This is a genomic window from Nocardiopsis mangrovi, assembly GCF_042653925.1.
Taxonomy (GTDB): Bacteria; Actinomycetota; Actinomycetes; order Streptosporangiales; family Streptosporangiaceae; genus Nocardiopsis_B; species Nocardiopsis_B mangrovi.
The window spans coordinates 31,214-57,303 of the sequence record NZ_JBHSFQ010000032.1 but is presented as its reverse complement, the minus strand read 5'-3'; the positions used below and the strand labels follow the sequence as shown (position 1 = coordinate 57,303).

Annotated in this window: 28 protein-coding genes; 20 read left to right on the top strand and 8 right to left on the bottom strand. The window is 72.9% G+C overall.

Annotation, left to right across the window (positions count from 1 at the left end):
* Positions 1–15: 15 nt before the first annotated feature.
* The 5 genes from ACFO4E_RS24925 (at position 16) to ACFO4E_RS24905 (ending at position 3,940) form a co-directional block, all read left to right on the top strand.
* Complete coding sequence (locus tag ACFO4E_RS24925; RefSeq protein WP_465263142.1) at positions 16–279, top strand: phosphoribosyl-ATP diphosphatase; 264 nt, start codon at positions 16–18, stop codon at positions 277–279.
* 84 nt (positions 280–363) lie between these two features.
* On the top strand, positions 364–1,218 hold the full coding sequence (gene hisG / locus ACFO4E_RS24920) for an ATP phosphoribosyltransferase (protein ID WP_378578785.1): 855 nt from the start codon (positions 364–366) through the stop codon (positions 1,216–1,218).
* Between the two features lie 198 nt (positions 1,219–1,416).
* A complete protein-coding gene (locus tag ACFO4E_RS24915; protein WP_378578784.1) occupies positions 1,417–2,115 on the top strand; it encodes a spermidine synthase in 699 nt (232 codons plus the stop codon).
* 124 nt (positions 2,116–2,239) lie between these two features.
* Positions 2,240–3,148 carry an SDR family NAD(P)-dependent oxidoreductase gene (locus ACFO4E_RS24910; RefSeq protein WP_378578781.1) on the top strand — a complete coding sequence of 303 codons (909 nt, stop codon included), beginning with the start codon at positions 2,240–2,242 and terminating at the stop codon, positions 3,146–3,148.
* Positions 3,149–3,235: 87 nt separating this feature from the next.
* Positions 3,236–3,940, top strand: coding sequence for a bleomycin resistance protein (locus ACFO4E_RS24905; protein WP_378578780.1), 705 nt, complete (start codon positions 3,236–3,238; stop codon positions 3,938–3,940).
* A gap of 94 nt (positions 3,941–4,034) precedes the next feature.
* Here ACFO4E_RS24905 and trxA read toward each other — a convergent pair whose 3' ends face one another.
* Positions 4,035–4,421: a thioredoxin gene (gene trxA, locus ACFO4E_RS24900; protein WP_378578778.1), complete on the bottom strand. Its 387-nt coding sequence runs from the start codon at positions 4,419–4,421 to the stop codon at positions 4,035–4,037.
* 358 nt (positions 4,422–4,779) lie between these two features.
* Here trxA and ACFO4E_RS24895 point away from each other — a divergent pair, with 358 nt between their 5' ends.
* Together ACFO4E_RS24895 and ACFO4E_RS24890 are read left to right on the top strand one after the other, a co-directional pair.
* Complete coding sequence (locus tag ACFO4E_RS24895; protein ID WP_378578777.1) at positions 4,780–5,148, top strand: YidH family protein; 369 nt, start codon at positions 4,780–4,782, stop codon at positions 5,146–5,148.
* Positions 5,145–5,507, top strand: coding sequence for a DUF202 domain-containing protein (locus ACFO4E_RS24890; protein ID WP_378578775.1), 363 nt, complete (start codon positions 5,145–5,147; stop codon positions 5,505–5,507). The genes ACFO4E_RS24895 and ACFO4E_RS24890 overlap by 4 nt, the downstream gene beginning before the upstream one ends.
* 55 nt (positions 5,508–5,562) lie before the next feature.
* On the opposite strand, the gene ACFO4E_RS24885 is transcribed toward ACFO4E_RS24890, so the two are convergent.
* The 3 genes from ACFO4E_RS24885 to ACFO4E_RS24875 form a co-directional block, all read right to left on the bottom strand.
* Positions 5,563–6,552 (bottom strand): NAD-dependent epimerase/dehydratase family protein, encoded by a 990-nt coding sequence (locus ACFO4E_RS24885; protein WP_378578773.1) that lies wholly within the window; start codon positions 6,550–6,552, stop codon positions 5,563–5,565.
* Positions 6,553–6,622: 70 nt separating this feature from the next.
* Complete coding sequence (locus ACFO4E_RS24880; protein WP_378578771.1) at positions 6,623–7,336, bottom strand: PIG-L deacetylase family protein; 714 nt, start codon at positions 7,334–7,336, stop codon at positions 6,623–6,625.
* 92 nt (positions 7,337–7,428) lie between these two features.
* Positions 7,429–8,205, bottom strand: a complete 777-nt coding sequence (locus ACFO4E_RS24875) for a WbqC family protein (protein WP_378578770.1) — start codon at positions 8,203–8,205, stop codon at positions 7,429–7,431.
* A gap of 358 nt (positions 8,206–8,563) precedes the next feature.
* Between ACFO4E_RS24875 and ACFO4E_RS24870 the strand changes: the two genes are divergently transcribed.
* Complete coding sequence (locus tag ACFO4E_RS24870; RefSeq protein WP_378578769.1) at positions 8,564–10,144, top strand: glycosyltransferase family 2 protein; 1,581 nt, start codon at positions 8,564–8,566, stop codon at positions 10,142–10,144.
* Between the two features lie 155 nt (positions 10,145–10,299).
* On the top strand, positions 10,300–10,713 hold the full coding sequence (locus ACFO4E_RS24865) for a DUF3817 domain-containing protein (protein WP_378578768.1): 414 nt from the start codon (positions 10,300–10,302) through the stop codon (positions 10,711–10,713).
* 121 nt (positions 10,714–10,834) lie between these two features.
* Here the strand turns inward: ACFO4E_RS24865 and ACFO4E_RS24860 are convergent, their stop codons facing one another.
* The 3 genes from ACFO4E_RS24860 to ACFO4E_RS24850 form a co-directional block, all read right to left on the bottom strand.
* Positions 10,835–11,713, bottom strand: a complete 879-nt coding sequence (locus ACFO4E_RS24860) for an SURF1 family protein (protein WP_378578767.1) — start codon at positions 11,711–11,713, stop codon at positions 10,835–10,837.
* 524 nt (positions 11,714–12,237) lie between these two features.
* The gene (locus tag ACFO4E_RS24855) at positions 12,238–12,501 is read right to left on the bottom strand and encodes a hypothetical protein (RefSeq protein WP_378578766.1); all 264 of its coding nucleotides are present in this window, start codon (positions 12,499–12,501) and stop codon (positions 12,238–12,240) included.
* Between the two features lie 33 nt (positions 12,502–12,534).
* Complete coding sequence (locus ACFO4E_RS24850) at positions 12,535–13,383, bottom strand: hypothetical protein (RefSeq protein ID WP_378578764.1); 849 nt, start codon at positions 13,381–13,383, stop codon at positions 12,535–12,537.
* A 272-nt stretch (positions 13,384–13,655) separates the two neighbouring features.
* On the opposite strand from ACFO4E_RS24850, the gene ACFO4E_RS24845 reads away from it, so the two are divergent.
* From ACFO4E_RS24845 to ACFO4E_RS24815, 7 genes are all read left to right on the top strand, one after another.
* On the top strand, positions 13,656–14,423 hold the full coding sequence (locus tag ACFO4E_RS24845) for an alpha/beta fold hydrolase (RefSeq protein ID WP_378578763.1): 768 nt from the start codon (positions 13,656–13,658) through the stop codon (positions 14,421–14,423).
* A gap of 178 nt (positions 14,424–14,601) precedes the next feature.
* Positions 14,602–15,144, top strand: a complete 543-nt coding sequence (locus ACFO4E_RS24840; protein ID WP_378578761.1) for a fluoride efflux transporter FluC — start codon at positions 14,602–14,604, stop codon at positions 15,142–15,144.
* Positions 15,141–15,503, top strand: a complete 363-nt coding sequence (locus tag ACFO4E_RS24835) for a fluoride efflux transporter FluC (protein ID WP_378578759.1) — start codon at positions 15,141–15,143, stop codon at positions 15,501–15,503. Before ACFO4E_RS24840 ends, ACFO4E_RS24835 begins: the two co-directional genes overlap by 4 nt.
* Before the next feature lie 220 nt (positions 15,504–15,723).
* Entirely contained in the window at positions 15,724–16,698 is a 975-nt protein-coding gene (locus tag ACFO4E_RS24830) for an ABC transporter ATP-binding protein (RefSeq protein ID WP_378578757.1), read from the top strand.
* Positions 16,695–17,549 (top strand): ABC transporter permease, encoded by an 855-nt coding sequence (locus tag ACFO4E_RS24825; protein WP_378578755.1) that lies wholly within the window; start codon positions 16,695–16,697, stop codon positions 17,547–17,549. Before ACFO4E_RS24830 ends, ACFO4E_RS24825 begins: the two co-directional genes overlap by 4 nt.
* A 78-nt stretch (positions 17,550–17,627) precedes the next feature.
* A complete protein-coding gene (locus ACFO4E_RS24820; protein ID WP_378578753.1) occupies positions 17,628–17,903 on the top strand; it encodes a helix-turn-helix transcriptional regulator in 276 nt (91 codons plus the stop codon).
* A gap of 5 nt (positions 17,904–17,908) precedes the next feature.
* Positions 17,909–18,484, top strand: coding sequence for a hypothetical protein (locus ACFO4E_RS24815; protein WP_378578752.1), 576 nt, complete (start codon positions 17,909–17,911; stop codon positions 18,482–18,484).
* A gap of 30 nt (positions 18,485–18,514) precedes the next feature.
* On the opposite strand, the gene ACFO4E_RS24810 is transcribed toward ACFO4E_RS24815, so the two are convergent.
* Positions 18,515–19,177, bottom strand: coding sequence for a class II aldolase/adducin family protein (locus ACFO4E_RS24810; RefSeq protein ID WP_378578750.1), 663 nt, complete (start codon positions 19,175–19,177; stop codon positions 18,515–18,517).
* Positions 19,178–19,712: 535 nt separating this feature from the next.
* Between ACFO4E_RS24810 and ACFO4E_RS24805 the strand changes: the two genes are divergently transcribed.
* From ACFO4E_RS24805 to ACFO4E_RS24790, 4 genes are all read left to right on the top strand, one after another.
* The gene (locus ACFO4E_RS24805; RefSeq protein WP_378578748.1) at positions 19,713–21,236 is read left to right on the top strand and encodes an aldehyde dehydrogenase family protein; all 1,524 of its coding nucleotides are present in this window, start codon (positions 19,713–19,715) and stop codon (positions 21,234–21,236) included.
* Between the two features lie 75 nt (positions 21,237–21,311).
* On the top strand, positions 21,312–22,871 hold the full coding sequence (locus ACFO4E_RS24800; protein ID WP_378578746.1) for a GMC family oxidoreductase: 1,560 nt from the start codon (positions 21,312–21,314) through the stop codon (positions 22,869–22,871).
* Between the two features lie 79 nt (positions 22,872–22,950).
* On the top strand, positions 22,951–24,105 hold the full coding sequence (locus ACFO4E_RS24795) for a quaternary amine ABC transporter ATP-binding protein (protein ID WP_378578744.1): 1,155 nt from the start codon (positions 22,951–22,953) through the stop codon (positions 24,103–24,105).
* Between the two features lie 2 nt (positions 24,106–24,107).
* Positions 24,108–26,087 carry an ABC transporter permease gene (locus ACFO4E_RS24790; protein WP_378578742.1) on the top strand — a complete coding sequence of 660 codons (1,980 nt, stop codon included), beginning with the start codon at positions 24,108–24,110 and terminating at the stop codon, positions 26,085–26,087.
* Positions 26,088–26,090 lie beyond the last annotated feature (3 nt).

Sequence of the window (26,090 nt, the reverse complement as noted above, 5' to 3'; positions counted from 1 at the left end):
CTGAGGAAAGTGATCATGAAGACCTTCGAAGAGCTGTTCGCCGAGCTGTCCGAGAAGGCGCGCACCCGCCCCGAGGGCTCGGGGACGGTCGCGGCCCTCGACGCCGGCGTGCATTCCATCGGCAAGAAGGTCGTCGAAGAGGCCGCCGAGGTGTGGATGGCCGCGGAGTACGAGTCCGACGCCGCAGCGGCCGAGGAGATCTCCCAGCTCCTGTACCACCTCCAGGTCCTCATGCTGGCGCGCGGACTGCGCTTGGAGGACGTCTACAAGCATCTGTAGGTCGATCCGGGCCGCCCGACCCGCGATCGGCCGCGCCACCGACCGTACAGATCAGCATGTAGACCCACCAGGGGGATGCTTCCCATGCCCGACCAGCTCCGTATCGCCGTGCCCAACAAGGGGCAGCTCGCCGAACCCGCGAGCGCCATGCTGCGCGAGGCCGGCTACCGCCAGCGCAAGGACTCCCGCGACCTCGTCCTCGTCGACCCCGAGAACTCGACCGAGTTCTTCTTCCTGCGTCCCAAGGACATCGCCGTCTACGTCGGCGAAGGCATCCTGCACGCCGGCATCACCGGCCGCGACATGCTCCTCGACTCCGGCGCCCCGGTCGAGGAGGTGCTGCCCCTGGGCTTCGGCGGGTCCACCTTCCGGTTCGCGGCGCGCGGCGGCGCGGACATGAAGCTCGCCGACCTCCAGGGCAAGCGCATCGCGACCTCGTTCGAGGGGCTGCTGGAGGGCTACCTGGGTGAGCACGGGATCGACGCGCGCGTCATCCACCTCGACGGCGCCGTCGAGAGCTCCATCCAGCTCGGTGTGGCCGACGCCGTGGCCGACGTCGTCTCGACCGGCACCACCCTGCGCAACGCGGGGCTGGAGCTGTTCGGCGACCCGATCCTCACCTCCGAGGCCGTGGTCATCCGCCGCACGGGCTTCGAGGACGATCCGCAGGTGGAGCGGCTGCTGCGCCGTCTGCGGGGCGTGCTGGTCGCGCGCGACTACGTGATGATGGACTACGACGTCCACACCGACACGCTCGACACGGCGGTGGCGCTCACCCCCGGGATGGAGGGGCCCACCGTCTCCCCGCTGCGCCGCGAGGGCTGGGTGGCGGTGCGCGCGATGGTGCCGCGCGCGTCCGCGCAGCGGATCATGGACGACCTCTGGAACGTGGGGGCGCGGGCCATCCTGGTGACCGACATCTACGCCTGCCGCGTCTGAACCGGCCGCACCCCGGGCGCCGGTGGTCCGGCGCGTGCCCCGACCCCTCGGGAACGCGTGCCCCGTGAAGCGGCGGGGAGGCGGGCCGGGCGGCCCGCCTCCCCGCCGCGGAGGCGCCGGGTCCGGCCGCGGCGGGTGATGGCAGAGTGGTGGCCCCGCCCGCGGGCGCGGGCCGGTGCGCGTCGAAGGGAGCCGGTGGTGGGGCAGGAGGGCGCAGGGGAACCGCGGGTCATCGCGCGTGCCGTCGGCGAGACGGGGGGCGAGCTGGTGCTCCGCCGAGTGGGTTCCGCCCTTGAGATCATCGACAACGGGATCTTCCTGATGGATACCCGCGACGGCACGTCGGAGCGCGAGATGGTGCGCGCGTCGCTGGCCGCGCTGCCCGCGGAACGGACCGGGGTACGGGTGCTCATCGGCGGGCTGGGCGTGGGGTTCTCCGCGCGCAGCGCCCTGGACGACCCGCGCGTGGAGCAGGTGCGCGTCGTCGAACTGGAGCCGCTGGTCATCGAATGGCACCGCGGTCCCCTCGCGGAGGTCGCCGGCGACCTGACCGCCGACCCCCGTTGCGAGCTGACCTGTGCCGACCTCGCGGGCTGGCTGGAGCGTGCCGCCGCTCCCGGCGGCCCGCGGTTCGACGCGGTCTGCCTGGACACCGACAACGGCCCTGACTGGACCGTGGTCGAGGGCAACCGCCGGCTCTATGAGCCGGCGGCGCTGGACCTGCTGGACCGCGTGCTGCGGCCGGGCGGGGTGATCGCCTTCTGGAGCGCCATGCGCGCGCCCGCGTTCGCGGATCTGCTGGAGCGGCGTTTCGGCGCCGTCCGCACCGTGGAGGTCCCCGTGCGGCGGGGGGAGCCCGACGTCGTCTACCTGGTGCGCGGTACCGGGGGCGGGTGAGCCCCCGCCCGGGGGCGGAGCCGAGGGCCGCAATGGCGGCGCCACCCCCTGGTTTTGACCGAGCGCATGCTTGATAATGCGCACATGCACCCACGGATGTCGGTGTGACCCCCGGGAGCCGCGGATGGACGTGCCCGAGAACCCCGCCTCCGACGATCCGGGCGCCGGCGCCGGCGCCGGCGCCGGCAGCCCCGCCGGCCGCGCGCCCGTCTCGCCGGACGACGGCCCGCACCGCCCCCGGGAAGGGGCGGGAGTCCCGCTGCCCCCTCCCGGGCGCCGGTACGAGGGGCGCGTGGCCGTCCTCACCGGGGCGGCATCGGGGATCGGCCGCGCGACCGCGCTCCGCCTGTCGGCCGAAGGGGCCCGCCTGCTCCTGGTGGACCAGGCGGAGGACGGGCTCGCGGAGACCGCCGCCCTGCTCCGGGAGCGCAACGGCCCCGATGCGCCGGAGGCGCTGTCCGCCGTCGCCGATGTCAGCGACGAGGACGCCGTGCGATCGGCCGTCGCGGCGGCGGCGGCCGGGTTCGGCCGCATCGACCTGCTGGCGACGGTCGCCGGGTTCCACCGGGTCGTGCCGCTGGCCGACCTGACCGTCGACGCATGGCGGCGGCAACTGGACGTCAACGCGCTGGGCACGATGCTCTTCTGCCGCGAGGCCATGCCGCACCTGATCGCGAGCCGGGGCGCGGTGGTGGCGACCGCCTCGACGGCGGCGACCCACGCCCACCCCTGGATGACGGCCTACGCGGCCTCCAAGGGCGCGGTCCTCGCGTTCACGCTGAGCCTGGCCGCCGAGGTGGCGCGGGACGGGGTGCGGGTGGTCGCGGTCTCGCCCGGCGGGGTCGACACCCCGCTGGTGCGGTCCGTGCGCTTCCCCGAGGACGTCGACGCGTCCTTCTACGGCCGGATCATGCCGCTGGTGGGGTTCGGCCGCGCCGAGCAGATCGCCGCGACCATCGCGTTCGCGGGCTCGCCCGACGCCGGCTACCTCACCGGTGTCGAGGTTCGGGTGGACGGCGGCTCCCACAACTGATTCCCCGGCGGCGCGGGCCGTCCGGGGCCGCCCGCAGGGCCGTTACTCAAATTTGAGTAATGCCCCGTTCCGGCCTAGAGTCGAGCGATGAGCGAGACCGTGATTCCGATCCTGCCCTGCGCCTCCATCGCCGACGTCCTCGCGTTCTACCGCGCGATCGGCTTCGAGGTGACCCACGAGCAGACGCGCCCCAACCCCTTCGCGGTGGTCGAGCGCGGGGACATCCGGTTCCAGTTCTTCACGATCAGGGGGTACGACCCCGCCGCGTCCTACAGCACGTGCTACGTGCTCTCCGACGATGTGGACGCGCTCTACGAGGCGTTCCGGTCCGGGCTGAAGCGCGAACTGGGCCGCGTACCGACCCGGGGGCTGCCGCGGCTCGGCCCGGTGAAGGACATGCCCTACGGCGTCCGCCAGTTCCTGATGACCGATCCCGGCGGCAACACCATCCGCCTGGGCACTCCCAACGGCGGGCCGGCGGAGTATCCGCGGGCGCCCAAGGAGCCGATCGCGCGGGCCCTGCACATCGCCGGCCTCCTGGGCGACTCCAAGGGCGACGTCCCGGCGGCGGCAAGGGTGGTCGACCGCGCCCTCGACGGCGATGCCGTCCCGGCCCCCGACCAGCTGCTGCGGCTGCTCGTGCTGCGCGCCGATCTCGCGCTCCGGGAGGGACGGGCCGAGCTCGCCGCGGACCTGCTCGCGCGGGCCGGGCGGGTGCGGGGCGCCGGGGAGTCCGCGGAGGTCCGCGATGCCCGCCGGCGCGCCGGGGACCTGGCCGCCGAACTCGCCTGAGCCGCCCCCGGGGCGCGGCGGCGGCCCGCGGCGGGGCGGAACAGAAGTGGGGGCGCGCCCGCGGCGCGCCCCCACCGGGTCGTGCGGCCCGCGGTCACGCCTCGGCGGCGCCGGGCCCCTCGGCCTGCTGCTTCTCGATCTCCTTGCGGACCTCGTCCATGTCCAGCTCGCGCGCCTGGCGGATCAGGTCCTCCAGCCCCTCCTGGGGCAGGGCGCCGGGCTGGGAGTAGATGACGGTCTTGTCCCGCACGACCATGAGCGTGGGGATCGACCGGATCTCGAAGCCGGCGGCGAGTTCCTGCTGGTCCTCGGTGTCGACCTTGGCGAAGACGAGGTCTTCGTGCTGCTCCGACGCCGTCTCGAACACCGGGGCGAACTGCCGGCACGGGCCGCACCACGAAGCCCAGAAGTCGATCAGGACGAAGTCGTTCTCGGCCAGGGTTTCGTTGAAGTTGTCCTTGGTGAGCTCGATGGTGGCCACGGAGATCTCCTGGGTTGCGGGTCGATGTCGTGCTGATTGGTAGAGCGGTCGTACCCGCGGATTTGTTCCACACGCACCCGATCCGTCTACAGGTGGAGCCTTGTTCACCGTCCGATCCGCGCGTCCCCGGCCCCGGCCGCCGGGCGCGACGGTCGGGGCAGGGGCCCGTGCGGTGGTCCGGGCGCGGAACGCCGCCGGGCGGGGCGGGGGCCTGCGCGCCGAGGGGGATTCGCCGGCGCGGAGGCGGCGATGATTTCCGACAAAACACCCACTTCATATCGACTTGGGAGGAAAAGGCGATCGTGCTTAGTGTCGGTGGGGAGCGGCTACCTGCCGCCTGGTCGGGAGGGGGAGGACGATGGCTTCGGGGGACGGGCGGCCGCCCGATGGCGGGGACGGCGGCAGCGAGCCCGACTACCGCTTCACGCTGGCCAACGAGCGGACCTTCCTGGCCTGGATCCGCACCGCCCTCGCTCTGATCGCCGGCGCCGTCGCGGTGCTGCACCTGGTCCCGCTGGACTGGCGGCCGGGAGTGCGCATGGCGGTGGGGCTGGCGCTGACCGCGCTGGCCGCCGCCATCACCGTCTACGCCCCGCTGCGGTGGATGCGCGTGCAGCGCGCCATGCGCCACGGCCTGCCGCTGCCCGTGAGCGCGCTCCCCGTGGTCACCACCGTGGGCGTGGCCGTCGTGTGCGCGGCGATCCTGCTGGGGAACTACTGGCGATGACCGAGCACCCCAGCCCCGACCCCGGTCTGCAGCCCGAGCGCACCCTGCTCGCCTGGCAGCGCACGATCATCGGGGTCACGGCGGTCGGCCTGCTGTACCTGCGCGACCCCCTCGTCCCCTGGGCGGCGGCCGCACCCGGCCCGATGTACCGGATCGCGGCCGTCCTGGCCTTGGTGGCCGTCGCCTGTGTGGTGATGGCGCACCTGCGCCGGCGCTGGCGGGCCACCGGGCACGGCCGCCACGGCGACGACCGGGGGTACCCGGTCGCCCCGGTGGCCCGGCCGTGGGCCTTGGTCCTGCTCAGCCTGGGGACCGCCGGCCTCGCCGGGGCCGTGGCGGTGGGCGCCTTCCTGACGTGAGCGGTCCGGGGCGGCGGGGGACGGGCCGGGCGGGGCCGGACCGTCCCGGCGGGACTCAGGCCAGCGCCACGCGCGGGCCGGCCGACGCCGCCCGCTGGTGCTCGACGACGGTGGAGATGATGTCGTCGAGCCGGTGCCGGGGCTCGTAGCCGATCAGCTCGCGGGCACGCGTGGTGTCGGGCATCCGGCGCTGCATGTCCTCGTACCCCTCGCCGTAGGCGTCGGCGTAGGAGACGTAGTGGATCGGGCTGGGGGAGCCGGTCAGGGCGATCACGCGGTCGGCCAGTCCCTTGATCGAGACCTCTTCCAGCCCGCCGAGGTTGACGGCGGTGTGGTGGGCGGCCGGGGTGTCCAGCAGCCGGACCATGGCCGGGACGACGTCGGCGACCGAGCCGAAGCAGCGCCTCTGCGTCCCCTCCCCGTGGACCGTGATGGGGTCGCCGGCCAGGGCCTGCGACACGAAGCGCGGCACCACCATGCCGTAGCGGCCGGTCTGGCGCGGGCCGACGATGTTGAAGAACCGGGTGATCACGCACGGCAGCCCGGTCTGTCTTCCGTGCACATAGGCCACGAGTTCGTCCAGCCCCTTGGCGGCGGCGTAGGACCAGCGGCTCTTCAGGGGCGAGCCGAGGACGCGGTCGGCGTCCTCGGTCAGGCCGGGGGAGTCGTTCTTGCCGTAGACCTCGCTGGTGGAGGCGACGAGGAACCGGGCCCCGCGGGCGACGGCCGCCTCGACCACGATCTCGGTGCCGTGGAGGTTGGTGCGCAGCGATTGCAGCGGCTTGTCCACAATGGTGTGGACGCCCACCGCCGCCGCGAGGTGGAACACGGTGTCGCACTCGGCGATCACATCGGCCACCAGGGGTGCGTCCAGGACCGACCCTGTGACCAGCTCGAAAGCGCTGTCGCCGGAGAGCTGCGCCAGATTGGCCCTGCTGCCCGTGGACAGGTCGTCCAGTGCGATGACCTCGTGCCCCTGCGCCACGAGGTGGTCGCACAGGTGCGACCCGATGAATCCGGCTCCGCCGGTCACAACGGCCTTCACGTTCGTTCCCCTCCCAAGGGTGCGGATGCTGGTTCGGTGTGGAATGCGGGGTGCGACGCGTACCGGCCGCTCAGGCCAGCCAGCGCAGCACGTGGTACCCCTCCGCGAGCGCGACCCCGCCCTGCATCCCGCGCAGGACGGCCAGGCTCCGCAACGTGAGAGCCGACCGCGTGTGCGGGTGGTCGTGGACCTGCGTGCCGTACAGCCGCATGGCGGCGAGCTTGGCCTCCAGGTCGGCCTCCGCCAGCTCGACCAGGAGGCCGGGCGCGGGCACCGCGCCGTCGTGCCACTGGTCGGCGGCCTCCTCGTAGGTCAGCACCACGGGGGGGTGGTGGCGCGCCCGCCGGTCCGAGGGGCGCAGCGCCGTGTGCACGGCCTCGGCCGTCGCCTGGTGGTCCTGGTTGTAGCTCGACCGGTGGGGGGACAGGACGACCGTGGGCTCCAGAGCGGCGATGGACAGCGGGCTGTGGCGCTCGATCGCGTTGGACAGCTCGAAGCGCGGCAGGACGTCCAGCCGCAGGTGGTGGTCGTCACCGGGGAAGGCGATGTGCCAGCCGTCCCACCGGAAGTGGTCGGCGACCTCCTTGATCTCCGCGTAGCGCTCGCCGGCGGTGGAGAAGCCGCGCTCGGAGTGGTCCGCGGTGTCGCCGACGGTGAGGAATTGGACGTAGACCTCGGCGCCGGCGGCCTTCGCCTTGCTGATGAGGCCCCCGCAGCCGAGGGTCTCGTCATCGGGGTGCGGGGCGAGGATCAGGATTCGCTGTCGTGCCCAGTCGATCGTCATGCCACGTCCTTGGAGCGAGGGGGATGGGGCGGCGGGCGGTGCCATGGGCCGCCCTGGAGGCGCGCGCCCGCGCGGAGCCGGACGCGGCCCGGCTAGCCGGAGGAGGCGGCGCTGCCGCCGGCCCCGGCGGACGGGGCGGCGGAGTCGGCGGACGGGCCGGCGGGACCGGTGTCCCGGGCCTCGCGCAGCAGCCGCACGCCGCCGGGCCCAGCGTTCAGCAGGAGGTCCAGGGCGGCCATGCGCGGCAGGAAGTCCCCGCTCCCGCGGCCCGTCTGCGCGTAGTGGGGGTGCCGGAAGTCCTGCCACTCCAGGCCGACCCCGTAGCGCCGGAACACCTGGCGGTCGATGTAGTGGCGTGCGCCCCCTCCGCAGAGCAGGCTGGTCGCCCCGACCTTGGCGCAGATCTGGGCCAGGAGCTCGCTCTTGCGGCCGGGGAACTCCCCGAGTTCACCCGCGCGCACGATCGGGGTGGCGATGCCGAACCCGTCGAGCACCAGGCGGGTCGATGCCAGCGACACGTCGACGAGGCGGTCCCACTCGGTGGCGTAGAAGCGCTGAATTCCCTCCTGGAACTCCGGCCAGAACGGCGCCTTCCCGTAACAGTGTTCCGTGAGGGTTCGCAGGTGCTTTTCCCGCCAGTCGGACGAGTTATCGATCTCTTTGTCCGAAATCCGGTCGCGTGAACGCCCCCGTATTAACGGGATCGTCAACAGGACGGGACCGTTCTTCGATGCGAGGTAGTTCCGGTTCTGCCACCCCTGGCGCTCGTATTGGACGTGATCGAGAACGACGACCAGGTCGCTCCGGTCGATCTTATCGATGAGGCCCAGCCACGGCAGGTAATGCGGCTGATGGATGGCGACGCGCACTGCGGTTCCTCTCTGAGGACGGACCCCGCGCGGTTCGCGGTGTGCGGCCGGGATCCGGTCGTACCTGGTCAGACCTCTTGTCCGTCCTCTGAGGGAGGGGATCGGATGATCGGATCGGGCGGTGTGGGGCGCAACGGCGAGGTGCCCGAATACGAGTGGACTTCGTGGAAGGGGGCGCGGCGTCCCCGTCTTCCGGTATTGCATCAACGGTCCTCAACCGCCGCAAGTCCGGCCATAGGATTTGCCTGGCCTACATTGGTCGCCGCGGCGCGTGAACTTCTCTCTAAGGAGAAACGTCAGCCTAATGCCGGTCATGTCGGTTGCCGGCCGCCGAAACCGAACCCCTGGAGGCTCCCCCGTGCGAACGGCGCGTTTCATCGGAAACTGGCTGGCCGGACTGATCGCCTTCGCCGTCACCGCGACCGTTTTCGTGCTGTGGCTGCGCTACGGCCTCGGGGCCGCGGGCGGCCCCGACCCCGCCCCCCTCTTCCTCTGGCTCGTGGTCGGGGTGAACCTGCTCGTCTGGACGCTCGTCGGGCTGGTCCGGCTCGGCGACGACTCCCTCCGGGTCCTGGCAGCGCGGCGGGCGCCCGCCGCGCTGCCAGGACCCGGAGGAACCGCGGCCGCCCGCCGCGTCGCGGACCGAAGATCCGCGCTGGTCGGCGCGTCCGCGGCGGGGGTGGGCGCCGGAGGCGCGGCCGGCTCCGGGCTCGCTCCGGATCCGGCGGACGGGCCCTCCGGGCCCCCGGCCCACCCGGCGGCCGCGGGGGTGGGCGCCGACGGCGGCGGCACCGCGGCCGGCCCGGCGCCCCTGTCGCTGGCGGTGGTCATCCCGGCGCACAACGAAGAGCCGGTCATCGACGGCGCGATCGCCTCGGCGCTGCGGCTCTTCAACCGCTGGGACATCTACGTCGTGTCCGACAGCTCCCACGACTCCACCGCCGACATCGCCGCCGAGACCGGCGTGAACGTGCTCGAACTCCTCAACAACCGCGGCAAGGCCGGGGCGCTCGAAGCCGTCATCGAGGAATTCGATCTGACCGGAACCTATGACGGGGTGGTGATCCTCGACGCCGACACGGAGCTGCACGCCGACTACGTCGAAGGGGTGCGCAGACAGTTGCGCGAGCCCGACGTGGCGGCGGTGGCGGGTTTCGTCGTCGCCGAATGGAAGCCCGACCAGCGCACCGTCGTCGGTCGGCTGATTTCGGCCTATCGGGATCGCCTGTACTGGATGCTCCAATACCTGATGCGCTACGGCCAGACCTGGCGCCGCACCAGCGTCCCCTTCATCGTCCCGGGGTTCGCCAGCACCTACCGCTCCAGCGCGCTGAAGAAGATCGACATCAACCCCAGCGGGCTGGTGATCGAGGACTACAACATGACCTTCGAGGTGCACCGCAAACGCTTGGGCCGCATCGCCATGCACCCGGGGACCAAGGCCTACAGCCAGGACCCGTTCACCCTCGGCGACTACATCAGCCAGGTGCGGCGGTGGACGCTGGGGTTCTGGCAGACCGTGCGGCGGCACGGCGTGTGGCCGGGGCTGTTCTGGTTCGCCCTCTCCTTCTACATCCTCGAAGTGGTGCTGGTCGCCACGCTGCTGCTGGCGGCCGTCGTGCTGGGAGCGTTCCTCCTGCTCCCCGAGGCCACCGGAGGACTGGTGCTGCGGTGGGACGTCTACGCCGACGGCTACGGCGCGGCGACGGCGGCGCTGCCGCTCACCGCTGTCGCTGTCGGGCTGTTCGTTCCCGACTACATCGTCACGTGCGTCCTGGCGGTCGTCCGGCGCCGGCCCGGCTACCTGGTCTACGGGCTGTTCTTCCTGCCCGTGCGCGTGATCGACGCCTATCTGACGCTGCGCACCATCCCCCAGGCGTGGACGGTGGGCTCCAACGGGCGCTGGAAGAGCCCGAACCGGGCGGCCACCCGGCTGTGACCTGGACCGTCGGTGGTGCGGGGCGGGCGGGACGGTGTGACGGGACCCGCATGAGGGTCGCGCCATACAGCACTTAGGCTCGAAGGACAAGGGATCCCGGAGACGCCACCAGGGGCGGCCGGGGTCCGCGCCGACGAACCCACGAGGTGCCCCCTGTGGAAAAGAAGCGTCTCCCGTTCACGCTCTACCGAGTGCTGGCCTACGTGACGGGTGTCTTCCTGCTGCTGCTGACGTTCGTGGCCATGCCCGCGAAGTACCTGATCGGGGAGACCGCCCGGTTCTCCCTGGTGGGCGCGCCTGCCGGACTGGAGCAGTGGTTCGGTGACGACTCCGTGCTCATGGCGGTCGTCGCCATCCCCCACGGCTACATCTACATGGTCTACGTGCTGGTGGTGCTGTGGCTGGCCATCGACCGGCGGTGGAACGTGGGCCGCACGGTGGGGGTCGCGCTGGCGGGCACCATCCCCTTCGTCGGCATGATCTTGGAACACCGCCTCACCACCGCCGAGAAGGCCGCCGCCGTCTCCCCGGCCGAGCAGCCCCGGGAAGCCCCGGCCGCCGGAGCCTGACCGAACCGCCCCGGGGGCCCGCGTCCGCCGCTCGCGGCGCGGGCCCCGGGGCGCCGTATCGGCGCAGCGGTCCCCGCACACGACTGGTCCCGCACCTGTGGCGGGCTCGCGGAGGACGGCGTCAGCGTCCCGGCGACGCCGGTACCGCGACGGGCGCGGGCGGCGCGCCGGCCCCGGATCCGCCGCCGTCGCCGGTCCCACCGGACGGGCCGCCGCCATCCGGGCCGCCGCTACCGGTGCCGCCATCGGCGTCGGCCAGCTCGCGGCGCATCAGCGAGATCCAGAACACCAGGACCGCGACGCCGAAGACCCACCACTGGGCCGCGTAGCTCACGTTGCGCCAGTTCCACACGATGCCCTGCGGCGGATCCGGCGGCGGGATCTCGCGGGGCGCCGCGATGTCGCCGCCGGTGCTCGCCGGCCGTTGCTCGGCCAGGGTCAGGTAGCCCTCGTAGAGCCGGTACGGCCACTCGTTGACCAGCAGCGACGGGGCGATGCGCGCGACCTGGCCCTCCGGGACGGAGAGCGGCGAGTAGCCGTCCCGCTCCTTCTGCGGGGAGATCAGCCACCCGGTGACCTCGACCTCGCCCTCGGGCAGGGCCGGGAGGCCGTCGATCGCGTCGGCGTCGCTCTCGGGGATCCAGCCCTGGTTGACGGTCAGGGCGGCATCGTCGCCGGTCACCAGCGGCACCAGGACGTAGTAGCCCTCGTCCCCTTCGGGGGAGAGAGCGGGGGCGAGGATCGGGTCGTCGCGGTCGTAGACGCCCGTGGCGGAGACCGCCTGGTTGGCCTCGGTCTCGGACATGTAGGCGCCCGGCTCCAGGACGGAGCCGATGGGTGCGGCGCCGGCGAGGTCCTCGACGGGGTTGGTGATCGCCTCGCGGTCCGGCTCCTGGGCGCGCACGAATTGCCAGTAGCCCAGGCCGGTGCACACGGCGACGGCGAGCAGGGCCACCAGGTGGAGGCCGATCCAGCGGGGTCGCAGCAACAGGAAGCGCACCTCCCCAGGCTATGTCCGTCTCACCGGAGGCCGCCTCTGACCCCCGGTTGACCTTGCACCGACGCACTTGGCCGCGCGCAGGCCCGAGAATGGTGATTACTTTAAGTAATTTATTGTGACGGAGGGTTGTTGAGCCAGGTCGTCGTGGGTAATCTATGTACCAGCGCGACAGGAAGTCACTGAAAACGCGCTTAGCGAGCTTTCACAGGTCGCGACTCCAGGGGGGAGGAGTCTGCGACCGTTCCCAAGCGAAGGCCGCCTCCGTGATTTTGAGGGGGGACACGGAGGCGGCCTTCGCGCTTTTGCATGTTCGGGTATTCGTGCAGGTCATCGCTGTGGCGCCGGTTTCAGATCCGCTCGGATCGGCTCTTCTGATGCGTCCCCGATACTCGTGGGCCCGGACAAGACCCGTGGAAGCCATCGACGGCAGCCCCGCGGCGTCGCCCGGGCTCCCCTGCTCACGCGAGGGGCGTCCTCGGCCGCATGCGCGCCCTCGGAAACCGCTCGCCCCGTCCGCGAGAACGTCAGGCGAAGAGTTCTTCGGCGTTGTCCACGGTGGCGGCTCGGCCGATCCAGGTGTCGAGGGTGGGGATGTCGGTGCAGGCGTCGACGCGTTCGCGGATGGAGTCGGTGACGTCGATCCCCCGGGCGGAGAGGACGAGGAGGACGGCGTTCGCCTTGCCCTCCGCTTGGCCCTTAGCCTCGCCCAACTCCTCGCCCTCTTTGCGGCCGTCGAGGAAGGGGCGGCGGAAGAGGTCGGTCTGGTACTCGTAGGTGCCCTGCTTCATCGTCCGCCGGCCCTTCTCTCGCGTTCGGCAGGCTCAGGCGAAGAGTTCTTCGGCGTTGTCCACGGTGGCGGCTCGGCCGATCCAGGTGTCGAGGGTGGGGATGTCGGTGCAGGCGTTGACGCGTTCGCGGATGGAGTCGGTGACGTCGATCCCCCGGGCGGAGAGGACGAGGAGGACGGCGTTCGCCTTGCCCTCCGCTTCGCCTTCAAGGAAAGGGCGGCGGAAGAGGTCGGTCTGGTACTCGTAGGTGCCCTGCTTCACAGCGTCCTCCAGGTACTTCTTGGCCGCGGCCGGCAGGGCCGCGAGCATGTAGTCAGCGTACAGGGATCCCGACGACGCCTTAAGGGCCCGCATCGCCGGGGCCAGCGCTTTCAGGATTACGGGGTCGTCCGTCGGGTTGCTCGCGAGTGCGAGGACGGCCAGCTCCGGGTGGCGGCAGGCCTCTTCGGCGTCGGTGAACGGTTTCAGGGATGTCAGGGACAATGCCGCGGGCCGGATGTGACCGCATCCGACGTCGATCGGCGTGGCGCACCAATGGGCGACGCGGTCGTCCGGCGCCAGGATCAGCAGCGCGACCGGGCAGCGCAGGCGGGCCCGGACGTTGGTGACGTACTGGGGCCAGCTGAAATGCTTGTCGTTGTCTTTCCCGAGCTGGTTCTCGGTGATGATCGCCAGGACCGGCGTGCCGCCGTCGTCCTCGCACACCACGACCGAGTCGCACCGGAGCTCCGCCGGGGCGGTCGTCGTTGCGTCGCCGGATTCACACCTGATTCGGGTGAATTCCGGAAATTCCGACGCATCGACGATGGAGAGGAGTTCGACCACGATATCCGGCCGGTGCCGGATCAGATCGAGGGGGAATTCATGTGCTTGTGAGGGCATGGGGTGAGGCTAGGAGTTCGCGCGAACGCGTTTCGGAGAGCAGCGGGGATATGCCGGTAATGTCCGTCGGATTTTGGGTGACGCGTTTTTCGGACTGACGTCAATTTCGCTCGGATAGGGGATTCGGTCGCCGAATTCCCCGGATCGCCGTCCCGCCGGGGACGCTGATTCTCCTCGGGCGGTGCGGGGCGCCCCCGCCGCCGTCGCGATACCCCGATTCCCGTTGGACGGCTCCGGGTACGCTTTTCACCTGCCGTCTCCGGAGGTGGCGCATGGCCGTCGTCCCACTTCAGTACCGGATCGACGGGCCCGGGAACGCCCGTGCGGTCCTGCTCCTGCCGCCGCCGGGTGCCAAGTGGTCGGTGTGGGAACCGCAGATGCCCGAGCTCACCCGCAGCATGCGGGTGTTGCGGGTCAACCTGCGCGGCCACGGCGCCTCGCCCGCTCCCGGCGGTCCTTACACGGTCGACGAGATGGGCGCCGACCTGGTGGCGCTGCTCGACGCGTGCGGGCTCGACCGCGTCTCCGTCGTCGGATGCGGCTTCGGCGGGGCACTCGCGACCTGGCTCGCCGCGACCATCCCCGGCCGGATCCGCCGGCTGGCCTATATCGCCTGCGCGGCCGGGACACCGCGCACGTTCGACTCCGGCGCGCTGGCCGACCGCGTCCGCCGCGACGGCATGCCGGCGGTGTCGGAGCAGGTCACCGCCCCGTGGTTCACCCCGGCGTTCGCCGAGCGGCGCCCCGATGTCGTCCGCCGCCTGGCCGAGGAGTTCGAGGGCGTCTCCGCCGAGGGCTACGCCGGATACTGCGCGGCCATCACCGGGCTCGACCAGCGCCGCGTGCTCGCCGCCGTGCGCGCGCCGGCCCTCGTGGTGTCGGCCGCCCATGATCCGCTGCTGCCGCCCGGCCACGGGCGCAGGCTCGCCAACGCCATCGCGGGGGCGCGGTTCGAGGTCGTCCCGGGTGCGGCGCACCTCGCCGGGATCGAGCGCTCCGACCGGGTGAACGAACTGCTCATGGAGCACGTCGCCCGCTGACGGGTCGGCGCCCCGTGCCGGATGTCGCCCGCCGGCGGTCGCGGGAGCCGGGTAGGGTCGGTCGTGGCGGTGGGGCCCGCCACGGCCGCCTTCGGCGGCGGAACCGCGGCACGAGCCGCCAACGGTCCCTATCAGTTCCCGTCGCCGCCCTTGGCGGAATGGCTGATAGGAGTCCAGCGTGGACCACGTCCCCGACCCCGTCGAGCGCCGCGCCCCGATCGACCCGGACATCGGGCCGGTCCCGGCACCGGCCGCGCCCCCGGCCGCCCCGGTCCCGCCCCGGGTCCGGGCCGACGTCCTGGCCGCGATCGCCGCGGGCGGGGCCTTGGGCGCGTGCGCGCGCTACGGGGCCGCCGCCGCGCTGCCGGCGCCGCCCGGGGCGTTCGCCTGGTCGACGCTGCTGGTCAACGTCTCCGGCTGCCTGCTCATCGGTGTGCTGATGGTCCTGGTGGTCGGGGTGTGGCCGGACGCGCGCCTGCTGCGCCCTTTCTGGGGGGTGGGGGTCCTCGGCGGGTACACGTCGTTCTCCACCTACGTCGGCGATGCCGAGGCGATGCTCGCCGCCGGAGCCCCGGGCCCTGCGCTCGCCTACCTCGCGGCCACCCTCATCGGCGGGCTCTGCGCGGTGTGGACGGGCTGGTCGCTGGCCGAGCGGGTCCTGCGGGCCGCGGCCCCTGCACCCGCCGCCACGGACGTGAGCGAAGGGGAGGCCGGCCGGTGACCTTACTGATGGTCGTCCTGGGCGGCGCGGTCGGCGCGCCGCTGCGCTACCTCGCCGACCGCGCCGTCACCGCGCGCCACGACTCGGTGTTCCCCTGGGGGACGCTCGCGGTGAACGCCGCCGCCTGCCTGGTCCTGGGGTTCGTCTCGGCGTTCGCCCTGCCCGGATGGGCGGCGGCCCTCGTCGTCACCGGGCTGCTCGGCGCGCTGTCGACCTACTCCGCCTTCGGATACGAGACGTTCCGGCTGCTGCGCACCCGCGCGCGCTTTCTGGCGCTCGCCAATGCCGCCGGCTCGGTGGCCGCCGGCCTGGGCGCGTTCGCCCTGGGCGGTGCCGCTGCCGCCGTGTTCGGCGCCTGACGCCCGAGCGTCCCCGGCGCGTGCGGCCGCGCCGCGGCGCCCGCCCGCCGGTACCGCCGCGCCGCCCCGGCACCCTCCTCGACGGCCGGACCCGGCGGTGTCCGCTTGCGGACACCGCCCAACGGTGCGCGGTGATCTGGACGAACGTAGTATGCACGCGTAAGTATGTAGTACATGTACTATCGATCGCAGTAGGAGAAGTACGGAAGGAACGGGTCACATGACAGTGGTGAACGACGCGGGATCCCCCCGCGCGTCCGCTGCCGGAGCGACGGGGACCGACACCACCGTCAGCGTCCGCGGTCTACGGATGCGCTACGGGACGACCGACGTCCTCGCGGGGGTCGACTTCGACGCTCGGCGCGGCGAGGTGCTTGCCCTGCTCGGTCCGAACGGGGCCGGCAAGACCACGACCATAGAAATCCTGGAAGGCTTTCGGATGCGCTCCGCCGGCGAGGCGGCGGTGCTCGGCACCGACCCCGCCGCCGGCGACGAGCGCTGGCGCGCCCGGCTCGGGATCGTCCTCCAGTCCTGGCGCGACCACGGCAAGTGGCGGGTGCGCGAGCTGCTGGCGCACACCGCCGCGTACTACGCCCCCTACTCCGCCCCCGGTCGGCCCCGCCCGCGCGACGTCGACGAGCTGATGGACACGGTCGGCCTCACCGGCCACGCCGGCAAGAGGGTCGCCACCCTCTCCGGCGGCCAGCGCCGGCGCCTGGACGTCGCGATCGGCATCGTCGGCCGACCCGAGGTGCTGTTCCTGGACGAGCCCACGGTCGGGTTCGACCCCGAGGCCCGCCGCGAATTCCACGACATGGTGCACCGGCTGGCCGATGACGACGACACCACCATCCTGCTCACCACGCACGACCTCGACGAGGCCGAGAAGCTCGCCGACCGCATCCTGATCCTCGCCGGCGGCCGGATCGTCGCCGACGGCAGCGCCGAGCAGCTGGCCCGGCAGGTGGGCGACGAGACCGAAGTGCTGTGGACCCGCGGCGGCCGGCGGTTCGTCCACGCCGCCGAGGACGGCACCGCGTTCGTCCGCGAACTGTTCGCGCAGTACGGCGAGGAGGTCGCCGACCTGGAGGTCCGCCGCGCGCGGCTGGAGGACGTCTACATGGCCATGGTGCACGAGCACGAGACCGGGCAGGGCGCCACCGCCGCCACGGGGTTCGGGGAGGCCGCGAAGTGAACACCACCGTTCACGCCCTGCGGATGGGCGGCGCCCGCGGGCTCCTGGACTTCCGCGCGTTCCTCACCAACCGGCAGGACGCCCTCTCCAACCTGATGACCAGCGGGACCCTGCTGGCCGTGCTCTACTTCCTGCAGAGCGCCGCCGCCGACGGCACCTCCCTGACCGCCGGCGCCGTGTCGCTGCCGGGGGTGCTGGGGATGCTCATCGCCACCAGCGGCCTGATCGGCACGGCGATGCTGCTGGCCACCGAGCGCGAGGACGGCACCCTGCTGCGGGCCAAGGCCCTGCCGCGCGGCATGCTCGGCTACCTGGTCGGCAAGGTCGTCTCCCAGTCGCTGGTGATCCTGCTGAACATCCTGGTCGTCCTGGTCCCCGGCCTCTTCCTGTTCGACGGCCTCACAGGGGGACTGGCGAGCGGCTGGCCCACCCTCGTCTGGGTGCTCGCCCTCGGCCTGGCCGCGACGCTGCCGATCGGCGCCGTGCTCGGGTCGCTCTTCGAGAGCCCGCGCACCGTGGGCGGGCTCGGGATGCTGCCGATCATGGGCCTGATCGGCATCTCGGGGATCTTCGGGCCGGTGACCGTCCTTCCCGTGTGGGTGCAGGCCATCGCGCAGGTCTTCCCGATGTACTGGCTGGGCCTCGGCATGCGCTCGGCGCTGCTGCCCGACGCCGCGGCCGCCCTGGAGATCGGCGGGTCCTGGCGGCACCTGGAGACCGCGGGCGTGCTGGGGGTGTGGACGGTCGCCGGCCTGGTCATCGCCCCCATCGTGCTGCGCCGCATGGCACGGCGGGAGTCCGGCTCGGCCGTCGAGGCCCGCAAGCAGCGGTCGGTCCAGCGTGTCGGCTGACGCCGGCGGCGGGCGGGTCGGCCGCGTCCACCCGGCCGACCCGCCCGCCGGCGATGGACGACGAGCGGAAGGAGCACCGTGACCACAGCGGGCAATACGGCGCGCGGCCGGGCCAAGGCCGGCGGCGCCGGCGAGCAGATCTACAACCGCATCGCCGTGTTGCGGGCCGAGCGGGGGGTCTCGCGGCGGGAGCTCGCCGAGACGCTCGGCGTGCACTACCAGACCGTGGGCTACCTCGAACGGGGCGAGTACAGCCCCAGCCTGCACCTGGCGCTGCGGATCGCGCAGTACTTCGAAGTACCGGTGGAGGTCGTCTTCTCGACCGCACCGTTCCCCAGGATCGGACAGGAGTGAGGACCATGACCGGACCGGCCTCCGCCGGCGCCCGCGGAACGGGCACCTTCGGTGAGCGCACACAGGACGAGATGCGGGCCCGGGTGGAGAACGAGCGGGTCAGGCTCCGCTGGGCGCGGCGCGGCCGCCGGCGCGCGCTGGTCGCGGCCGAGGCCGCGGTGGCGGTCGCCGGCGCGTTGGTGCTGGCCGCCGTACAGCTGTCCTACGGCGGGCTCGCGCTGCTGATCGCCTTCCTGGCGCTGATGGCCCTCGGGGCGTTCCTCGGCACCCAGGTCAATCTGGCCAGCCGGTGGGTCGCCGGCTACCGCGGGCTCGATGAGCGCCAGCGTGCCGACCACGAACGCGCCCTGCGGATCGGCCACCACGTGACGGCCGCCGTGCTGTTCGTGGCGCTGGTCGTGCTGCTGGCCGTGGGGCAGGTGGCGGTGGCGGTCCCGGCCGCCGTGCTGGCGCCGACCGTCTTCCTGCTGGCCATGCTGCACTTCTGCTACCCGGCCGCGCACCTCGCCTGGAACCTGCCCGACGAGGTTCCCGATGAGGACGACGAGGCGGCCGCGCCGACCGCCGGGCCGCGCCCCTGACCCGGGTGAGCGCCCGGGCGGGCACCAAGGTCAGAAGAAGACGTCGGGGCCGCCCCACGCGTAGCCGTCGCGGGTGCGGATCTCGGCGAGCTCGTCCTCGGAGAGCACCCGGGGCTCGCCGATGGCCCGGGCGCGGATGTAGACGCCGCACAGCCACTCCAGCAGCCGCGCGTACTCGAACGCCTGGTCGGGGCCCATGCCCACGGCCAGGCCGCCGTGGTTGGCCAGCAGCGCCGCGCGCCGCCCTTTCAGGGCCTTGACGAGCTGGTCGGAGAGCTCGCCGGTGCCGTAGGTGGCGTAGCCGGTGACCGGGATGGCGCCGCCGAGCCGGGCGGCGGTGTGGTGGATCGGCGGCAGCTCCACCATGGCCGCCGACACCGCGGCGGCGTTCTCGCTGTGGGCCTGCACGGCGGCCGTGGCATCGGTGACCCGGTAGACGGCGCTGTGCAGCGTGGTCTCGGCGGCGGGTTCGCGGCGCCCCTCCAGCACGCCGCCGTCGAGCGACAGGACCGGGCAGTCGGCGGGGTCGATCCGGTCGAGCGGCACACCCGCCGGGGTGACCGCGAACAGCCGGCCCGCGCGCACGCTGACCGTGCCGGCGCTGACGGTCGCGCCGTCGCCGGCGACCATGCCGCTATCGGCGAGTCGGCGGGCGGTCAGGCAGACGTCCCTGCGTTCGTGCTCCAGCAGCATGGTTCCTCGAAGGGTGGGATCGGTGGCGCGGCGCCGGGCCGGACGCACACGGAGCGTTCGGTTAGGCACACCTAATCCACGTTAACCCGACATGGGGTGTGCTTGTCCAGGGGTTGGCGGAGCACCCGGGGGCGATGGGGTGGGGGTGCCGGCCCGGCCGGCGCCCCCGGGCACCCCCGCGAGCCGGCCGGCGAGCGCCGGGCGGGCCGGAGCAGCCGGGCCGCGCAGGCGTCCCGCGGGCCGGCCGGGGAACGCGGGGGAGCCGGAGGGGTGCGGCCCCGGGCGCCCGCTGTGTGCAACACCACCCTCTCCGAGACCGGGCGCGCGGCACCGCGACTCGATCGCGCGGGCGCGACCCTGGAGTCCTCACGCTGCGTGATATCCATGCCCGCGAAGTGGGCGGACCGCGGTACTGCACCGCCATCGGAAACGGTTGGTCGATGCAGGTCATGGCGGTGCTCGGAGCTGTCTCGTGACGGTAAAGAAGGTAAACGGGCTGTTTGTGGGGAAGTTTCCTGGGGAAGACGGTTCCGTGATGCGACCCTACGTAACCCTGCCGGATAAGCCGTACCTGTCTGCGCCCGGTTCGGAATCGGCTGTGAGCCTGTACGTCGACGGCGTCTGGACCGCCGCCGCCGACGGCGCCGTGCGCGACGTCGTCAACCCCTACGACGCCTCGGTACTGTCCGTGGTCAGCGAGGGCGGCCCGGCCGACGCCGGCGCCGCGGTCGCCGCCGCCCGGCGCGCGTTCGACGACGGCGGCTGGCGCCGCCGCCCGGCGGCGGAGCGCGGGGAGATCCTGGGCCGCATCGCCGACCTGCTCCAGCGCGACCGCGCCGAGATCGCGCTGATGGAATCGCTGGACACCGGGAAGACCCTGGAAGAGGGCGGTATCGACGTCGACGACGTCACCGCCGTCTTCCGCTACTACGCGGGCCTCGCCGACAAGGACGCCGGCCGCGTCATCGCCGCCCCCGAAGGCGTCTCCAGCCGCGTCGTCTACGAGCCCGTGGGCGTCTGCGCCATGATCACCCCCTGGAACTACCCGCTGCTCCAGCTCTCGTGGAAGATGGCCCCCGCCATCGCGGCCGGCGCGACCATGGTCGTCAAGCCCAGCGAGATCACCCCGGTCACCACGTGCAAGCTGTTCGAGCTGTGCGCCGAGGCCGGCGTACCCTCCGGCGTGGCCAACCTGGTCCTGGGCGCCGGTCCGGGCGCGGGCGCCGCGCTGGTGGAAAGCCCCGACGTCGACCTCGTGTCCTTCACCGGCGGCCTGGCCACCGGCCGGCGCATCATGGCCTCGGCCGCCGCGACCGTGAAGAAGGTCGCCCTCGAACTGGGCGGGAAGAACCCGAACATCATCTTCCCCGACGTCGACCTCGACACCGCCGTCGACTACGCGATGACCGCGGCGTTCTTCCACTCCGGCCAGGTGTGCTCCGCCGGCTCCCGCATCATCGTGCACGAGGAGATCCACGACGCCTTCACCGCGGAGCTGGCCCGCCGCGCCGACCGCGTCCGCCTGGGCCGAGGCCAGGACGAAGGCGTGCGGTGCGGCCCGCTGGTCTCCGCCGAGCACCGCGACAAGGTCGAGGCCGCCGTGGCCCGGGGCATCGCCGAAGGGGCCGCCGTCGTCGCGGGCGGCGCCCGGCCCGACGACCCCGGTCTCGCCAAGGGCTTCTTCTACCGCCCCACCGTGTTCACCGGCTGCCACCGCGGCATGGACATCGTGCAGACCGAGGTGTTCGGCCCCGTGGCCACCGTCGAGACCTTCCGCACCGAGGCCGAGGCGGTCGAACTCGGCAACGACACCGACTACGGCCTCTCCGGCGCCGTGTGGACCGCCGATACCGGGCGCGGGGAGCGCGTGGCCGCGGCGCTGCGGCATGGCACCGTGTGGATCAACGACTTCGGCCCCTACTTCCCGGGCGCCGAATGGGGCGGCTTCAAGCGCTCCGGGATCGGCCGCGAACTCGGCCAGGCCGGGCTCGACGAGTACCGGGAGGCCAAGCACGTCTACCGCAACCTGAACCCCGTCCCGCAGCGCTGGTTCCCGTAAGGCGGTGACCCGCGGCCGGCGCCGTCCGGCCCGCCGCGCACCCCGGCCGCACCCCCGCACGACAAGGAGCCGCACGTGTCAGCATCCCCGCCACCCGCGTCCGCCTACGATTACGTGATCGTCGGCGGGGGCACCGCGGGCTCGGTGATCGCCGCTCGCCTCACCGAGGACCCCGGGACCAGCGTCTGCGTCATCGAGGGCGGGCCCTCCGACGTCGGCCTGGAGCGCGTGCTCAAGCTGCGCGACTGGCTGGGCCTCCTGGGCGGCGACCTCGACTACGGGTACACCACCGTCGAGCAGCCCCGCGGCAACTCCCACATCGTGCACTCGCGCGCCCGGGTGCTGGGCGGCTGCTCCTCGCACAACACGCTCATCAGCTTCCGCCCTTTCGCCCGCGACCTCGACGACTGGGTCGCCGCCGGCGCCGACGGCTGGGACAACGCGACCGTCCAGTCCTACGCCGACCGGATCAAGTGCAACATCACCCCGGTGGCCGCCAAGGACCGCAACGAGATCGTGCGGGACTGGATCGACGCGTCCGCCAAGGCCACCGGGGTCCCGGTGATCGAGGACTTCAACGCCGCGACCTCCCACGGCGGCGGCTTCGCCGACGGGGTCGGCTTCCTGTCGATCGCCTACGACCCCCACACCGGGCACCGGTCATCGGCGTCGGTCGCCTACCTGCACCCCGTGCTCGGCCGGCGCGGCAACCTCACCCTGATGCTGGAGACCTGGGCGGACCGGATCGTGTTCGACGGCGACCGCGCGGCCGGGGTCGAGGTCACCACCGCGGACGGCGAGCGCCGCACGGTGCGCGCGGATCGCGAGGTGATCCTGTGCGCCGGGGCGATCGACACCCCGCGCCTGCTCCTGCTGTCGGGGGTGGGGCCGGCGGCGGACCTGCGGGAGGTCGGCATCGGCGTGCGGCACGACCTGCCGGGGGTGGGGGAGAACCTGCTCGACCACCCGGAGTCGATCATCATGTGGGAGACCGTGCGGCCGGTGCCGGAGAACACGGTCATGGACTCCGACGGCGGCCTGTTCATCCGGCGCGACACCACCGACCCGCGCCCGGACCTGATGTTCCACATCTACCAGATCCCCTTCGACGACAACACGGCCCGGCTCGGCTACGACTCGCCGGGGCCCCGCAACGCCATCTGCATGACGCCGAACATCCCGCGGTCGCGGTCCCGCGGGAAGCTCTGGCTCACCAGCTCCGACCCCGCGGTCAAGCCGGCCCTCGACTTCCGCTACTTCACCGACCCCGACGACTACGACGCCACCACGATCGTGGACGGCCTCAAGATCGCCCGGGAGATCGCCGCGACCGAGCCGTTCAAGTCCTGGATCAAGCGCGAGGTCGCACCCGGCCCCGCGGTCACCACCGACGAGGAGCTGTCGGAGTACGGCCGCCGCGCCGCGCACACCGTCTACCACCCTGCGGGCACCTGCAGGATCGGTGCCGACGGCGACCCCATGGCCGTCGTCGACCCGGCGCTGCGGGTGCGCGGCCTGTCCGGGCTGCGCGTCGCCGACGCGTCGGTGTTCCCGACCATGCCGTCGCCCAACCCGATGGTCACCGTCCTCGCGATCGGCGAGCGCGCCGCCGACCTCATCCGCGCGGACCGCTAGGGCGCCCCGCCCGGCTTCCGCCTTCCGACGAAGGGCCGCCCCGATCCCCGACCCGGGGCGGCCGGAGGAGAACCTGACGATGCCCACCCCAGCACCGGCGGCCGAGCGGCCGCCCGGCGGCGAGAACACCGGGGAGCCCCGGATCTCCGTCCGCAACCTGTGGAAGGTCTTCGGCAAGAACGCCCACACGATCATCGGGGGCGACGCCGAACACCTCGACCGCGACACGATCCGCGAGCGGACCGGGTGCACCGTCGCCGTCCGCGACATGTCCTTCGACGTCCATCCCGGCGAGATCTTCGTCGTCATGGGATTGTCGGGGTCCGGAAAGTCCACGCTCGTCCGCTGCATGACCCGGCTGATCGAGCCCACGGCCGGCCAAGTGCTGCTGGACGGCGCCGACATCGGCGCGTGCGGTCCGCAGCGCCTGCGCGAGCTGCGCCGCTACGAGATGGCGATGGTCTTCCAGCACTTCGGGCTGCTCCCGCACCGCAGGGTCGTCGACAACGTCGCCTACGGGCTGGAGGTGCGCGGAGCGGGCAGGGCCGAGCGCTACGCCCGGGCCCGCGAGATGATCGACATGGTCGGCCTGACGGGCTACGAGGACGCGCGGCCCGGCCAGCTCAGCGGCGGGATGCAGCAGCGGGTCGGGCTGGCCCGCGCCCTCGCGGTGGACCCGCGGGTCCTGCTGTTCGACGAGCCGTTCAGCGCGCTCGACCCGCTGATCCGCCGCGACATGCAGCAGGAGGTGCTGCGGCTCCAGCGCGAGCTGAAGAAGACCGCCGTCTTCATCACCCACGACCTGTCCGAGGCGCTCAAGCTCGGCGACCGCATCGCGATCATGCGCGACGGCGCGCTCGTGCAGCTGGGTACCGCGGAGGAACTCGTCGGCCGGCCGGCCGACGACTACGTCCGCGATTTCGTCAAGGACGTCAACCGCACCGACGTGCTCACGGTGCGCTGGCTGATGCGCCCGCCCCGCGACGGCGAGCCCCTGGACGGGCCGGCGGCCGAACCCCGCACCGTCGTCCGCGACGTGGTGCGGGTGCTGTCGCACAGCACCGCCCCCGTGCGGGTCATGGACGGCGACCGGCTGCTGGGCGTGGTGGGCCGCGAGGACGTGCTGGGCGCCATCGCCGACGACCTGGCCGACGTCACGGCGAGCGGAGGCGGCTCCGCCGCCGGCCCGGCGGGCCCCGCCGGTGCGCCCGCCCGCCCGCCGGCGGAGGCGTGACGATGTCCGCGACCTCCGCCCGCCCCGCTCCCGCGCCGGCGCCGCCGGCGGCCGCCCCGCCCGCGAAGGCCGCGGGGCCCTCGGGCGCCGCCGCCCTGGCGCGCAGCCGCCCCGTCCAGGCGCTCGCCGTGGCCGCCGTGCTCCTCGCCGGGTTCGCCGCCGCCCGCGTGCTGGGGCCGTCCGCCTGGCTCGGCCCATTCCCCGACACCGCCGGCCAGTGGCTCATCGCGCGCCTCGACGGCGTCTACGCGTGGATCGTCGCCAACCGCAACACGAGCCCTCTGTTCCTGTACGGCTTCAACTACGTCTCCGTGGGCCTGGGATCGGCCGTCGTCCTGGTCAACCAGGCGCTCACGTTCCTCGCCTGGCCCGGCGTGGTCGTCCTGGGGACCCTGGCCACCTGGCGGGCGGCCGGGTGGCGGACGGTGCCGGTCGTCCTCGCCGCCTTCGCCGTCTTCGGGCTGGCCGGGCTGTGGGCCGAGGCGATGACCACGCTCGCCCTGATCATCACGTCGGTGCTGATCGCTCTGGTGGCCGGGGTCCCGCTGGGCATCCTCGCCGGCCGCAGCGACGGGTTCGACCGGCTCATGCGGCCGGTGCTGGACTTCATGCAGATCATGCCCGCCTTCGCCTACCTCATGCCGATGGTCCTGCTGTTCGGGATCGGCAACCCGGCGGCGGCGGTGGCCACCGCGGTCTACGCGATCCCGCCCGCGGTGCGCATCACCGCGCTGGCGATCCGCGGGGTGGACGCCGGCGCGGTCGAGGCCACCACCTCGCTGGGCTCCACCCCCTGGCAGCTCCTGACCAAGGTGCAGCTGCCGCTGGCCCGGCGCACCATCCTCCTGGGGGTCAACCAGACGATCATGCTGGCGGTGTCCATGGTGGTCATCGCCTCGGTCATCGGCGCCGGCGGCCTGGGCGACGCGATCTACCAGGCGCTGTCCAAGGTCAACGTCGGCCAGGCGGTCGAGGCGGGCCTGGCGATCGTCCTGCTGGCCATCGCCCTGGACCGGGTCACCGGCGCGGCCGGGAACGGCGAGGGGACGGGCACGGCGCCGGGCCGACGGCGGCTGCTGGTGCCCGCGGCCGGCCTGGCCGCCGTCGCCGCGGCCACCGCGGCGGCGCACGCGCTCGACGCGACGGCCTGGCCCGACGGGTGGTCGGTGACCGTGGCGGCTCCCGTCAACGCCGCGAACGACGCCGTGCAGGCGGCGATCGGCGGCGCCACCGCCGCATCGGGCGACCTGCTGCTGCAATGGGTGCTCAACCCGCTCAGCGCCGTCCTCACCGGGTCGCCGTGGTGGCTGGTGGTGCTGGCCGCGGCCGGGTTCGGCGCGGTCTTCGCCGGGTGGCGCGCCGCGGTCGCCTCCGGCGCCGCGATCGCGGCCACCGGGCTGCTGGGGGTCTGGGACAACAGCATGGACACCCTCTCCCAGGTGCTCGTGGCCGCCGCCGTGACGATCGCGATCGGCGTGCTCATCGGTATCCTCGCGGCGCGCAGCGACGTGCTCGCCGCCGTTCTGCGGCCGGTCCTGGACGCGATGCAGACCCTGCCGCCCTTCGTCTACCTGATCCCCGCGGTCGCCCTGTTCGGCATCGGCCGGGTTCCCGCGCTGGCGGCCGCGGTCATCTTCGCGCTGCCCCCGGTGATCCGGCTGGTGAACGACGGGATCCGCGGGGTGCCCGCCGGTGCGGTGGAGGCGGCGGTGTCGCAGGGCTCCACCGGTGCCCAGCTCCTGACCAAGGTGCGGCTTCCGCTGGCGCGCTCGTCGCTGCTGCTTGCGGTGAACCAGGGGATCATGATGGTCCTCGCGATGGTGGTCATGGGCGCCCTGGTCGGCGCCGGATCGCTCGGCTACGACGTCGTGTTCGGCCTCAAACAGAACCAACTCGGGCTCGGCCTGACCTCAGGGCTGGCGATCGTCTGCCTCGGCCTGGCCCTCGACCGGGTGACCCAGGGACGGAGGAGCCATGGATGACGC

Bases quoted from the DNA above. Each gene is read 5' to 3' on its own strand.
- ACFO4E_RS24880 (WP_378578771.1), bottom strand. From the start codon at position 7,336: ATGACGATCGACTGGGCACGACAGCGAATCCTGATCCTCGCCCCGCAC.
- ACFO4E_RS24815 (WP_378578752.1), top strand. From the start codon at position 17,909: ATGACCGGACCGGCCTCCGCCGGCGCCCGCGGAACGGGCACCTTCGGT.
- ACFO4E_RS24895 (WP_378578777.1), top strand. From the start codon at position 4,780: ATGGCTTCGGGGGACGGGCGGCCGCCCGATGGCGGGGACGGCGGCAGC.
- ACFO4E_RS24855 (WP_378578766.1), bottom strand. From the start codon at position 12,501: ATGAAGCAGGGCACCTACGAGTACCAGACCGACCTCTTCCGCCGCCCC.
- ACFO4E_RS24890 (WP_378578775.1), top strand. From the start codon at position 5,145: ATGACCGAGCACCCCAGCCCCGACCCCGGTCTGCAGCCCGAGCGCACC.
- ACFO4E_RS24795 (WP_378578744.1), top strand. From the start codon at position 22,951: ATGCCCACCCCAGCACCGGCGGCCGAGCGGCCGCCCGGCGGCGAGAAC.
- ACFO4E_RS24905 (WP_378578780.1), top strand. From the start codon at position 3,236: ATGAGCGAGACCGTGATTCCGATCCTGCCCTGCGCCTCCATCGCCGAC.
- ACFO4E_RS24925 (WP_465263142.1), top strand. From the start codon at position 16: ATGAAGACCTTCGAAGAGCTGTTCGCCGAGCTGTCCGAGAAGGCGCGC.
- ACFO4E_RS24845 (WP_378578763.1), top strand. From the start codon at position 13,656: ATGGCCGTCGTCCCACTTCAGTACCGGATCGACGGGCCCGGGAACGCC.
- ACFO4E_RS24805 (WP_378578748.1), top strand. From the start codon at position 19,713: ATGCGACCCTACGTAACCCTGCCGGATAAGCCGTACCTGTCTGCGCCC.
- ACFO4E_RS24910 (WP_378578781.1), top strand. From the start codon at position 2,240: ATGGACGTGCCCGAGAACCCCGCCTCCGACGATCCGGGCGCCGGCGCC.
- hisG (WP_378578785.1), top strand. From the start codon at position 364: ATGCCCGACCAGCTCCGTATCGCCGTGCCCAACAAGGGGCAGCTCGCC.
- ACFO4E_RS24810 (WP_378578750.1), bottom strand. From the start codon at position 19,177: ATGCTGCTGGAGCACGAACGCAGGGACGTCTGCCTGACCGCCCGCCGA.
- ACFO4E_RS24830 (WP_378578757.1), top strand. From the start codon at position 15,724: ATGACAGTGGTGAACGACGCGGGATCCCCCCGCGCGTCCGCTGCCGGA.
- ACFO4E_RS24850 (WP_378578764.1), bottom strand. From the start codon at position 13,383: ATGCCCTCACAAGCACATGAATTCCCCCTCGATCTGATCCGGCACCGG.
- ACFO4E_RS24790 (WP_378578742.1), top strand. From the start codon at position 24,108: ATGTCCGCGACCTCCGCCCGCCCCGCTCCCGCGCCGGCGCCGCCGGCG.